The organism is Paenibacillus sp. FSL R5-0517 (assembly GCF_037974355.1).
Taxonomy (GTDB): domain Bacteria; phylum Bacillota; class Bacilli; order Paenibacillales; family Paenibacillaceae; genus Paenibacillus.
On sequence record NZ_CP150235.1, the window covers coordinates 113,901 to 126,500 of the forward strand.

Below are 12,600 nucleotides of genomic sequence, written 5' to 3' on the forward strand. Positions count from 1 at the left end.
TAAAAAAGCAAAAGGACCCTTGACCGTAAAGTTCGGTTTGGGGTCTTTTGCTTGTGCATGATCTGTATTCATCGAACTGAATAATTATGAGTTTTCATCCGAAGTTAATTTCCAAATGCCTAATATAACGAGAGGTTACGGGTGACGCAACTAAGTCATCGTGCATTTGCGTCATTCTACCCACCAACGTTTGAAATCTCCCCACCAGGAATGTTTCTCTTCCTGTATGCCTTGTTGATTCTGTACCTCACGGGTCTTCTCATCTTCTCCAGGATCCGAATCATCCGTCGTACCGTGGCAGACCTCTGTGGGTTCAGTGCCGTCAATAAAAACTTCCAGTCGTTTCTCTTCACAACCGGTGCCTGCCAGCTTACCGGATTCCGGGTCGATATAGACACTTACGACGTGATCAGGAACAGTGAAAATTTTGGGTGGTACGCTCGCAAGCGCCTGCTCTGTGAATTGGGCAAAGATTGGTGCCGCGCGGCGGCCGTCCGAAGTCGATATGGCTTTGCCTTGGTCATATCCAACCCATACGGCGGTAGAAAGCTCTGGTGTGAATCCAACGAGCCAGGCATCCGTGTTGGTTGTGCCTGTCTTTCCGGCTACCGGACGTTTAATTGTGGCAGATACCCGGTTACCGGTTCCTCCATTTTCGAATACACTTTCCATTAATCGAGTTAGTACATAAGCTGCCGCAGGTTCCACAACGGTCTCAGCCTTGGTTTGAGGCGATTCATAGAGTACACGTCCTGCTGCATCCGTCACTTGCAGAATGGCGACAGGCGGCGTTCGTTGTCCACCAGCAGCAATGACGGAAAAGGCCGACGCCATCTCCAGCGGGCTGACAGGTGACGTTCCCAGTGCGAGAGAAGGTACGGCGCTCAGGTTGCTCGTAATACCGAGGTTTTTCGCCATACTCACAACCTGCTCAGGACCGATCTGCATAATGGTGTTCACCGCATAGATATTGTCTGAAGCGGCGATCGCTTGTCTAAGGTCAATCTCACCCAGATATTTGTCTCCGAAGTTGCCGGGTTTATAGGTCTTGCGGTCATTGTCGTAGTGAAATAGGGTAGGTTCACTATTAAATATGGATGCACTGGTGAGTTGCTTGGACTCCAGGGCAGCCAGATACATAATAGGTTTAAACGCCGAACCTGGCTGGCGCGTTGTCGCCAGTACATGGTTAATCTGATTGGTGCGGTAATTCTTGCCGCCCACCATGGCTTTAATGTAACCTGTCCGAGGGTCGATGGACACCAGAGCCGTCTCCAGCTCACTTTTGGCATCCATACCTTTCGCTATGGCGTCTTCCGCTGCTTTTTGTACACGCAGATCCAGTGTGGTGTAGATGTTCAATCCTCCGTGATCCAGCATCGCTTCACTGATGCCCAGCTCTTTGATGGCCAGATTCCGGATATAGTCACGGAAATACGGGGCGCTTTCCACCGTTTTACGCTCACTTTCCGGTTTGAACACCAGCATTTGCTCATAAGCTTTATCCGCTTCAGCTTGGGTGATCTTGCCGATATCAGCCATAGCATTCAGCACGATCTTCTGCCGGTCTTTGGCGTTTTTCATATGATTATAGGGTGAATAGTAGGTCGGTCCTTTTGGGATGCCTGCCAGCATGGCGCTCTCTGCGAGATCCAGCTGTTTGGCGGATTTGCCAAAATACATTCGCGAAGCTGCTTCGATTCCGTATGCACCATGCCCATAATAGATTTCATTCAGATACATCTGTAGGATTTCATCCTTGCTGTATTTCATCTCCAATTGCGCCGTGTACATGGCTTCTTTTGCTTTGCGAGTCCATGTTTTCTCATGAGATAGATATAGATTGCGCGCCAGTTGCTGGGTCAATGTACTCGCGCCTTGCGACATCTGCATATGTTCGAGGTTAACGAGCACGGCCCGTCCCATTCCCTGAACGTCAAAACCGTAGTGATTATAGAACTTGCGATCCTCTACAGCCAGAGTGGCATTGACGAGATTCGGAGCGATATCCTCCAGTTGAACCGGAACAGAGTCTTTGCCACCGGCGGAGAAGGTAGCGATCACTTCCCCTTGACTGTCCAGCAATCGGGAATTCCGATCAGAGTCTGCGAGGGGCAGGCTGGTTGCGTATAGGTAGACCAATCCTGCAGCGGTAGCAAGCATGGCGAGCACGGCGAGCAGAGACAGGTTTTTAATGAATTTACGTACACGGAACCCGCGTTTGCGGGTCTTTTGATTTGGCTTGGTCATGGAACGGGCTCCTCTCTTTTCTTCCAGTATGGGACTTCATTGGCAGGGATATTCAATCAGGTGCATAAGCAGACAAAATGTAGCGTTTTCGCCGGAAAAACCGTTTTGCAGTATAAACGTCAATCGCGTATAATGCAAAAGGGTAATGAAAAGGTAAGATTCGGCACAAGATACTAAAGCGCGTAAGGACGAACAGACGAATGGTCATTGATTCATTGATTAGTCAGACGCTCTGCACGCTCTGGTCAATTTAATCTATATAATGAAGTGAACCGCGGACTTTTCCCGCAGGCCAGCAATCATAACGTGATATGGCGCCGAACGCTGGACGTGCTTGGGCGAACCGATTATAGTGCATCGCACTTGATCGGGTATGGCTGATCATTAACTTTACGGAAAGAAGGTAGAGATTATGGAATTGTGGTTTACGGAGAAACAGACCCCGGTATTCGGGATCACCGCGAAGATTAAGCAGACCTATGTCACAGAGAAAACCGATTTTCAAGATTTGGCCATGGTAGAAACCGAGGAATTCGGTAACATGTTGCTTCTTGATGGCATGGTGATGACGACCGTAAAAGACGAATTCGTATATCACGAAATGGCGGCACATCCTGCGCTGAACACTCACCCGAATCCGAAAAAAGTTCTGGTTGTCGGTGGTGGCGATGGCGGGGTCATTCGTGAAGTGATCAAGCATGCTGCTGTAGAAAAAGCAGTTCTCGTCGAGATCGACGGAAAAGTCATTGAATACTCCAAAAAATATTTGCCTGAAATCGCCGGCAAGTTGGACGAGCCTAATGTTGAAGTGCTTGTCAACGACGGCTACATGCATATTATTGAACATAAAAATGAATACGATGTGATCATCGTAGACTCTACAGAGCCTGTAGGTCCGGCTGCTCCATTGTTTGAGCGCGGTTTCTACCAAGGTATCTATGAAGCGTTAAAAGAAGACGGAATCTTCGTTGCCCAAACGGACAACCCGTGGTTCAAGGCGGATCTGATCCAGAAGGTGAACAAAGACGTCAAAGAAATCTTCCCGATCGTACATGTGTACGGCTGTAATATTCCAACCTATCCAAGTGGTTTGTGGACATTCACGATGGGTAGCAAGAAACATGACCCGCTCAAAGTGGATGAGACCCAAATCCCGGAGATGGATACCAAGTATTACTCTCCGCGTCTGCATAAAGCAGCATTTGTACTTCCTAAATTCGTGGAAGATTTAACGAAATAAAGGGGAAATCATTAATGAAACTGGATCAAGCTTATTCAGGAAACGTATTTATTTGCAGCTCTGAGGATTATGAGAACTCGAAAGCAGTTATCTATGGTATGCCCATGGATTATACTGTCAGCTTCCGTCCGGGTTCCCGTTTTGGCCCATCTCATATCCGTCAAGCATCTGTTGGACTCGAAGAGTACAGCCCATATCTCGACAAAAGCATCGTAGACATGACGTACTTTGACGCTGGAGACTTGCTACTGCCTTTCGGTAACGCGGGACGCAGCCTTGATGTAATTCATGAATACATCGGCAGTCTGCTTGCTGATGACAAGTTCCCAGTTGGTCTCGGTGGCGAGCATCTGGTTACTTGGCCAGTCATCCAACAAATGTACAAGAAATACCCGGATCTTATCCTGATTCATATTGATGCACACGCAGACCTTCGTGAAAATTATGAAGGCGAGCCATTGTCTCACTCCACGCCAGTGCGTAAAGCAGCTGAGTTGATGGGTGGCCAAAACATCTATCAGTTCGGTATCCGTTCTGGTTCCCGTGAGGAGTTCCAGTATGGTCGTGAGAACATCAACTTCTACCCATTTGAAGTGGCAGCTCCGATGAAGGAAGCTCTTCCGAAGATGGGCAACCGTCCAGTATATGTGACCATCGACATCGATGTGCTTGATCCGTCAGCAGCTCCAGGAACAGGTACAGCAGAAGCGGGCGGCATTACGTCCAAAGAACTGCTGGAAGCCATCCATATGATCGCCGGATCTGATGTAAATGTAGTTGGTTGTGACCTGGTTGAAGTAGCACCAATCTATGATCCCACACAACAGACACAGATTGTAGCTGCGAAGCTGATTCGCGAAATGCTGCTTGGATTCGTGAAATAACACAGAATAATTGATAAAGATAACGCTCTCTGTCTGCGCTGTTTCAAATTAGCGCAGGGAGGGCGTTTTTTTTGTTCACGTTTATCCCTGTGCCCTCAACTATTCTAGCTTAAGGAACGGAATTGATTGTTGGACCAAAAGTATTCTGGCAAACCAAATAATGAAGTTAACTTAACTTAACTTAATTTAACTTTTGGAAAGAGCTATGCTATACTGACTACATAAGTATTCAGTAGTATATTAATTGATATATTACATTCGTGAAGTATATGGTGATCGGGTTCGACCATATACTAAAAAAGAGTCTTCACCGCGCCAACGGCAAAGACTCTTAGGACCCGAAAGGCTGTGGATTGCCACGGCGCGCATGAACTAAATAATGCTATTCAAGCGAAACCCACCGTCAGGCTTCCGACCTTATGAGGTGGGTTTTCGCTTGCTACGAAACTTTTTGCGTAACCAACGGTAAAGCTTTCGTCCACTCAGTACAATACTGAGGATCGCCGCAATCCATCGGATCACATCAAGCAACGCCACAAGTTTGACCATCGACGTCACCCCCTCTCGGGAAGCTGCGCCGTGATCTGGAAAACATCCACCGTTATTCAAGAGTCCATAAAATCAATTATAGCACGTATGTTCCTATGTCTCTACCATTTATTGCTTGTATCAGTACAGGCTCGCACATGCAGATATCTTGCCTTGGCATGAATCTATCACCACACTTATGTATAATATGGAAGTAGAGGAAGGTGAATATGTATGCGTGTGATTCGATCTCAATTGAGTATGTATCCCAAATGGTTTCCTGTAGTTTTTATAGTTTTTTTCATCAATTTTGTATTAGCAGTGACGGTATTTCTTAACTTCACGTTGATGTTGGCTAGCCTCGCGATGCTTTTTGCTGCATATAGTATTCGGGAATATAAATACAACAAAATATACTTTAGTTTATGCCTGTTCTTAAGTGTCAGTTTTGTTATCCTTGGTATAAGAACATTTCCCATGTAACTTAGAGTGCACAACGTTTAGTGATCAACCACCTCTGCCCGCATGATACCAATCATGGGTAAAGGTGGTTTTTTTCTTGCGAAATTGTCATCCAAGTGCACCAGATTGTTACGTTATAACCAAACAAATTGGGTAAAACCATAGAAGGAGGTGTTACGATGACAACTAAGAGTACAGTGACATGGAAACGGATTGGTGCACTCGCATTATCGTTAACGCTGGCTTGGGGGATGGGACCGGTACATATGCTTTCAGGCGCAAACGCTGAATCCTCGCAGGATTGTGGAAAGGGAGATCACGGACTAGCTACTACACTGAAAAAGGGTAGCGGCGTGGAAGAGCAGCACCTGCAATTTACAGACATTGATTTTCTTAATGATACGACTGGACGAGCTGGGGGTGAAGGCTTCCTGATCGGAACCTCAAATGCAGGATGTACGTGGCAGTCCATATATACCGGACAGTGGCAATTTACACAGCTTGATTTTCCGAATAATGTGAATGGATATGCGTTGGCACAAGTGAAAAATTCACCTGCAACCTATCTGATTCGTACCCATGATGGGGGATCGCACTGGACACGACTCGATACGCCGGGCATTCAATTCAAGCGAATCGATTTTCGCAATAAAGATGTAGGATATGGTTACACCTATAATGGTGCATATCAGACGAAGGATGGCGGGGTAACCTGGAGCAAAATAAATACGCCTGCCAACACACGTGCAGCTGCTTTTGCGACAGAGAAGCAAGGGTATGCTGTCGTGGTTGTACCTGGATCGGGATATCATCTGAAGCAAACGAGTGATGGCGGCAAGAACTGGACAACCTCTCTTCGAGTTGTCTCAGACACATGGAGTGGAGCGGATCTGTATGCACACGGTCAGCAAGTGTGGGCCCTTCTGTATGGTGATGCAGGCATGTCCCAACAATCGTACTCCCTCTATGCGAGCGGCAATCAAGGTAAGAACTGGACCCAAGTATTTGCGCAATCCACAGCAGGAGGAGGTCCTGCGCCAGGTACAAACAGTACGGGGAAAGGAACCGGACCTGCCAATCCAGGTGGTCATCCAGGTAACATGGCGTTGATTGGTAATCAGACAGCTTATCTGTCTGCAGGTTCACCAGCAGCTGGTAAAGTGGGTATCGGACGTTCTTATAATACAGGTTCCACGTGGAAAAACGTTGACTTGAAAGATCCGGGGTACAGTTCCCGTATCTCTTTCCCATCGGCCAAGACGGGTTGGCTCGTCGTAACAAGTGATAACTCCCCTGCGATCTATCAGACTACTGATGGCGGAACAACGTGGACACAAAAAATGTTGTTGCCTTCAGAGCAGGATTAAATAGCCTGTTAATCTGAAATAACAACAGAGCAAATCCAAATTAGAAATGAATGATAATCAATCTGGTATGTCTCTGCATGGATATCTATAATGAATAAGCCTCTTCCTGGCTAATGATGTGGGAAGGGGCTTGTTTGTGTAGAAATAAAAACGGTTGAAACCTGCTTTAAAACAAGTTATTGTAAGCGATAACAATACATTATATGGAGGTTGAAATCATGGTTGATGTTATTCTAAAGGCAGATTCAGACCAAGGATTAATAAATCGCAATATATATGGTCACTTTTCCGAACACTTGGGACGTTGTATTTATGAGGGGCTGTGGGTAGGAGAAGATTCACCTATTCCGAATACGGATGGAATTCGAAATGATGTATTGACGGCCTTGCAGAAGCTTAATGTTCCAGTCCTTCGTTGGCCGGGCGGTTGTTTTGCCGATGAATATCACTGGAAAGACGGTGTGGGTCCGAAGAGTGAGCGTGCTCGTATGATCAATACGCACTGGGGTGGTGTGGAAGAGAACAATCACTTTGGTACGCATGAATTCTTGAGATTATGTGAGTTGCTCGGCACCGAGCCATATATCAGTGGCAACCTGGGTAGCGGAACCGTGCAGGAAATGCAGGAATGGGTGGAATACATTACGTTTGATGGCGAGTCTCCTATGGCGAACTGGCGGAAACAGAATGGCCGGGAAGAACCGTGGAAGCTGAAGTATTTTGGCGTGGGAAATGAGAACTGGGGATGCGGCGGGAATATGCGTCCTGAATATTATGCGGATGAATATCGTCGGTATGCTACATATGTACGTAATTATTCCGGGAACGAGATTTATAAAATCGCTTGTGGCCCGAACGATAGTAACTATGAATGGATGGAAGTGTTGATGCGGGAAGCTGCCCGTTTCATGGATGGCATCAGTCTTCATTATTATACAATTCCGACAGGTGTGTGGGAAGACAAAGGCAACGCTACCGGTTTTGGAGAGGCTGAATGGTTTACCACGTTGAAGAAAACGCTGTTTATGGATGAATTGCTTGTGAAGCACTCCGAAATTATGGACAAATATGATCCAGATGGCCGGGTTGGGATCATTGTAGACGAGTGGGGAACGTGGTATAACGTTGAGCCGGGAACCAATCCGGGCTTCCTCTACCAGCAAAATACGATGCGGGATGCAGTTCTTGCAGCGGTTAACCTGAATATTTTTAACCAACATAATAAACGGGTACAGATGGCGAATCTTGCACAGATCGTCAATGTGCTTCAATCGCTTGTGCTCACGGAAGGGGACAAAATGCTCCTGACACCTACGTATCATGTATTTGATATGTATCAGGTTCATATGGATGCGCAGCGGCTGGATTTGAATTATGATAGCCCTGGGTATACCTTCGGTGAAGACACCATTCCTCAGCTCAGCTTATCAGCGTCCCGCAACAAGGATGGGGTCATTCATGTGACAGCTTGTAATCTGAGCCACATCGATGAATTGGAAGTTGTCTGTCAGCTGGACGCAGCTCAAGCGGCTAAAGTATCCGGGCAGATTCTGCACCATACTGATTTTGGCGCATTCAATACCTTTGAACAGCCGAATCATGTTCAGCCTGTGGCGTGGGAGGGACTCACACTGGAGAATAACACCTTGCGTTTTGTTCTTCCTCCAGCATCGGTTGGGGTCATCGCTATAGAGGGATAATGATGAAAAGGCAGGAACCATGCAAGGGTTGCAATGATCAGTATGATGTGAAGATTAGCGATGCCAAAATGGCCAGACTTGTTGAGATTGCTTCACGCTCGCGTCCGACGGTACAGGATGAGGAATACGAGCGGCGGCTATCCATCTGCTCTGCCTGTCCGGGATTGCAATATGGCACGACTTGTCGGCACTGTGGCTGTCTTGTACAGGTGCGAGCGAAGCTGAGCGAGTCGACATGTCCTTTTCCTTATGAATCACAATGGGCCTGATCGGATGAATGAATATTATTATAATGAAGCAAAAGGGAGCTGCACTTTACAGGTGTAGCTCTTCTTTTTTGGCTTGATGAGGAAAAAACTCTGAATTTGGATTTGAATTGAGCGAGGGAACTGGATATAGTTATACAGTAGAGTGTAGGATAGCGAGCTATCCGGGAATATGAGCGCGTATAGCGACACAACAATACGGGAAGGGCTGTTCTCACCGGCCGTGCCTGATTTTGCGTCGCCTCGAATATAATGGAGGTTAACATTCATGTCGAACATGCGACCGGTACACATCCGGCTGCACAGCCGTTATGAAGGTGAAGATGTGCTGCAGGAAATGCAGGGTGAAGCCGTATTGAAAGGGTCTGTTCTTTATGTTCGTTACGAAGAACCGGAGGTTGGACCCGAGGGAGGCACAACTCGTACCACATTGAAGCTGGGTGGACAATCCATCAAGATTATACGTCATGGTGAAGTGGAATCGGAGCAGACTTTTGAATTGAATCGGAAGCTTCCTGGTTTCTACCGATCACCATACATGTCGTTTGCCCTGTCCACGCATACACAGAAGCTGGAACTTTCCATTCAGGGATTGAGCGCACGCGCAGCGTGGAGCTACGACTTTTACCGCTTTGATGAAGAATCCGGACATTTCGCGATTAGTTTGCATATACAGGAGGAACCAATTTCATGACACGTAATCCATTAGATACGATTAACGAACGGGTAAGCACGGCCATCGGCAACGCCATTGTGGCGGCCGGAATTGTTACACAGGAAGAATTGCCAGCCATTACATTGGAAGTACCGCGTGAGAAGACACACGGGGACCTGGCTACCAATGCTGCCATGCAGCTGACCAAGATTGCCAAGCGCAATCCGCGCCAGATTGCTGAAGAGATCATTGCCAATCTGAATCTGGCTGAAGCAGGAATCGAGAAGGCTGAGATTGCCGGTCCAGGATTTATTAACTTTAAGTTGGACAAGAGTTACCTTTATCCAGTGCTTGCACTTGTGCAGGAGCAGGGCAAAGACTACGGAAGAATTAGCATCGGAGAAGGGCGCAAAGTCGAGATGGAGTTCGTCAGTGCCAACCCAACAGGCAGTCTGCATCTGGGTCATGCCCGTGGAGCAGCTGTAGGTGATGCTCTATGTAACATCCTTGACTACGCTGGATATGAAGTAACCCGTGAATACTACATTAATGATGCAGGTAATCAGGTGTTTAATCTGGCTCGTTCCATTGAAGCTCGTTATCTGCAAGAGCTGGGTCAGGATGCTGAGATGCCTGAAGATGGTTATCACGGTGAAGATATTAAAGGATTTGCCAAGCAACTCGTTGCTGAAAAGGGTGATGAATTGCTGTCCATGCACCCGGGTGACCGTGCAGCTTATTTCCGTGACTTTGGACTGGAGAAGGAACTGGACAAGATCAAACGTGACTTGAATCGCTTCCGTGTTAACTTTGACATCTGGTTCAGCGAGACCTCCCTGTATGACAACGGAGAAGTTCTGCGAGTGCTTGATGAATTGCGTGACCGCAATGAGATCTATGAGCAAGATGGAGCAACTTGGCTGAAAACGATGCAATACGGTGACGACAAAGAACGTGTGTTAATCAAGAACGATGGCACGTATACTTACCTGACGCCAGACATTGCTTATCACCGCGACAAATATGCGCGTGGATACGACACGATGATCAACATCTGGGGTGCGGATCACCATGGTTATATCCCCCGGATGAAAGCTGCGATGCAAGCACTGGGCAATGACCCTGAGAAACTGGTCGTTTTGATTGCACAGATGGTGAGCTTGTTCCAGAACGGCGAGAAAGTGAAAATGTCCAAACGTACAGGTAAAGCGGTAACGATGGAAGATCTGATGGATGAAGTGGGTATTGATGCCATCCGTTATTTCTTCACGATGCGCAGCATGGACTCCCACCTGGACTTTGACATGGACCTTGCAATTTCGACATCCAATGAAAATCCGGTATTTTATGTACAATATGCGCATGCACGTGTATGTAGCGTATACCGTCAGGCTGAAGAACAAGGTATTGAACTGCTGCCACTGGCACAGATCGACCTGTCCAAGCTGACAACAGAGCACGAGTATGACCTTCTTCGCAAAATGGGAGAACTGCCTGAAGAAATCTCGGCAGCGGCAACAGGATATGCGCCTCATCGTATCATCCGTTATGTATACGAGCTGGCATCCCTGTTCCACAGCTACTACCGTGCAGAACGTGTCATTACGGAAGATGCGCAGCAAACTCAGGCACGTCTTGCACTGATCGGTGCTGTGCGTACCGTTATTGCAACGGCGCTTCGTCTGGTAGGCGTAAGCGCACCAGATAAAATGTAAATTCCAGGCTTGCGGCCTGCCGCCGCTCCGCCTCAATTAAAAAGTCTCCATGTCCGCGTTGTGTCTTCAACGTGGTACATGGAGACTTTTTTTGTTTTGTACCCAGAGCTGAAGAAAACGAATTTGCCTATCTAAGGTACGCTAGCCTCCCCAGACATCACAGCGGGTGCCACTTGAGGATTCAGCCGCAAGCAAGATCCCTTCGCACATTCAAGTCGGGGGTGGGTTACTGTGATTCGCCAAACATCAATCAAACGAGTTCTGCTAATGGTTAGCATAGCCTACTCACTCTTCGCCCTCCTGCATTAGCTTCAGGGCGTCAATCTCACCGCCACGTATTTTGGTTTTCGCTGTGGTAGTCTTGCGGGCTCGCAGTGGGATCGTAGCACGTTTGACGAGGGTCTTGATTTCACTGGGGGATAATCCCGGATGCTTAGCAAGCAGCAAGGCGATAGCACCGCTCACATGCGAGGTTGCCATGGAAGTGCCGCTCATCTCGTGATGCTTGCCTTGCACCCATGAGGAGACAATCTTATCACCAGGTGCATAGACATCCACATATGCGCCACGATTGCTGAAGGAAGCAATACGTCTGTTTTTGTCAGTTGCTCCGACGGATATGGTCTGCGGATAACGTGCTGGATAATCAATACTGCGTCGTTTGCCATCGTTTCCTGACGAAGCAACAATGACAATTCCGGCATGGTACGCACGATTGACAACATCAAGCAGCGCCTTGCTGCGTGTTTTCATGCCAAAGCTCATGTTGATGATATCGACCCTGTTACGCACACACCAATCGATGCCAAGCACAATGTCGGATACATAAGCCGATCCGTTGTGGTCGAATGCCTTCACGGGATAGATCAGGGACCGTGGAGCTACACCAATCATGCCTGCGGTGCTGTTGGCTGCGGCGATGGTCCCCGCAATGTGGGTGCCGTGTCCATTATCATCATGAGGAAGCAGGCTGCGGTTTAACAGATTGATTCCGCGTGCCAGGGAATATCGAAGATCAGGATGGTGATAATCAGCACCTGTATCAATTACACCGATTTTGATCCGGTGCCCGGTAGATACAGACCATACTTTGGGTGCCCGAATCTGCTTCACTCCCCAGGGTATGCCTTGGGCATTGCTCGGTTTGCTGTGGAGCGCGGTGGCGTGAAGGGAGATGGGGGTGTCTTCTTCAATCGTAATCTCATCCCCATAGCGGTATAAATCCTCCGGGCGTTGTACTGTAGCGATAATGGAACGAGCTAGTCGCGAGGAGCGGACGGCCCCAAGGTCGGTAAATTCATTCCGCATTCGGGATAATTCCACGAGGCAGGCCTCGTACTGCTGCGGTTTGGCAAATCTGATCAAATATCGCCCTCCCTGTTCTGGTTCAGGGCGTCTCATTCCGTCAATTAATTGATGCAATAAACCAGTATAGTCCATAATGGGCAGCCCCCTTCGGGATGAACATGCTGAGGTATTCTATGAATGCGCTCATCCCGCCGCATGGGGAACTTGCCCTTTTTTTATAAAAAC

At 47.7% G+C, this 12,600-nt stretch carries 10 protein-coding genes; 7 read left to right on the forward strand and 3 right to left on the reverse strand.

The window, feature by feature from the left end:
- Positions 1 to 171 precede the first annotated feature (171 nt).
- Positions 172 to 2,250, reverse strand: coding sequence for a PBP1A family penicillin-binding protein (locus tag MKX40_RS00550; RefSeq protein WP_339238975.1), 2,079 nt, complete (start codon positions 2,248 to 2,250; stop codon positions 172 to 174).
- Positions 2,251 to 2,662: 412 nt separating this feature from the next.
- On the opposite strand from MKX40_RS00550, the gene speE reads away from it, so the two are divergent.
- On the forward strand, positions 2,663 to 3,490 hold the full coding sequence (gene speE / locus MKX40_RS00555) for a polyamine aminopropyltransferase (protein ID WP_339238977.1): 828 nt from the start codon (positions 2,663 to 2,665) through the stop codon (positions 3,488 to 3,490).
- A 14-nt stretch (positions 3,491 to 3,504) separates the two neighbouring features.
- Positions 3,505 to 4,374, forward strand: coding sequence for an agmatinase (gene speB, locus MKX40_RS00560; protein WP_278297424.1), 870 nt, complete (start codon positions 3,505 to 3,507; stop codon positions 4,372 to 4,374).
- A gap of 417 nt (positions 4,375 to 4,791) precedes the next feature.
- On the opposite strand, the gene MKX40_RS00565 is transcribed toward speB, so the two are convergent.
- The gene (locus MKX40_RS00565; RefSeq protein ID WP_017691304.1) at positions 4,792 to 4,923 is read right to left on the reverse strand and encodes a hypothetical protein; all 132 of its coding nucleotides are present in this window, start codon (positions 4,921 to 4,923) and stop codon (positions 4,792 to 4,794) included.
- Between the two features lie 620 nt (positions 4,924 to 5,543).
- Here MKX40_RS00565 and MKX40_RS00570 point away from each other — a divergent pair.
- The 5 genes from MKX40_RS00570 (at position 5,544) to argS (ending at position 11,067) form a co-directional block, all read left to right on the forward strand.
- Positions 5,544 to 6,731 carry a hypothetical protein gene (locus MKX40_RS00570; protein ID WP_339238978.1) on the forward strand — a complete coding sequence of 396 codons (1,188 nt, stop codon included), beginning with the start codon at positions 5,544 to 5,546 and terminating at the stop codon, positions 6,729 to 6,731.
- Between the two features lie 218 nt (positions 6,732 to 6,949).
- Positions 6,950 to 8,431, forward strand: coding sequence for an alpha-N-arabinofuranosidase (locus tag MKX40_RS00575; protein ID WP_339238979.1), 1,482 nt, complete (start codon positions 6,950 to 6,952; stop codon positions 8,429 to 8,431).
- Complete coding sequence (locus tag MKX40_RS00580; protein WP_237178610.1) at positions 8,431 to 8,700, forward strand: DUF6171 family protein; 270 nt, start codon at positions 8,431 to 8,433, stop codon at positions 8,698 to 8,700. Before MKX40_RS00575 ends, MKX40_RS00580 begins: the two co-directional genes overlap by 1 nt.
- A 265-nt stretch (positions 8,701 to 8,965) precedes the next feature.
- Positions 8,966 to 9,391: a DUF1934 domain-containing protein gene (locus MKX40_RS00585; RefSeq protein WP_339238980.1), complete on the forward strand. Its 426-nt coding sequence runs from the start codon at positions 8,966 to 8,968 to the stop codon at positions 9,389 to 9,391.
- Positions 9,388 to 11,067, forward strand: coding sequence for an arginine--tRNA ligase (argS, locus tag MKX40_RS00590; RefSeq protein ID WP_339238982.1), 1,680 nt, complete (start codon positions 9,388 to 9,390; stop codon positions 11,065 to 11,067). The genes MKX40_RS00585 and argS overlap by 4 nt, the downstream gene beginning before the upstream one ends.
- 285 nt (positions 11,068 to 11,352) lie before the next feature.
- Here the strand turns inward: argS and MKX40_RS00595 are convergent, their stop codons facing one another.
- On the reverse strand, positions 11,353 to 12,507 hold the full coding sequence (locus MKX40_RS00595; protein WP_339238983.1) for a S8 family peptidase: 1,155 nt from the start codon (positions 12,505 to 12,507) through the stop codon (positions 11,353 to 11,355).
- Positions 12,508 to 12,600 lie beyond the last annotated feature (93 nt).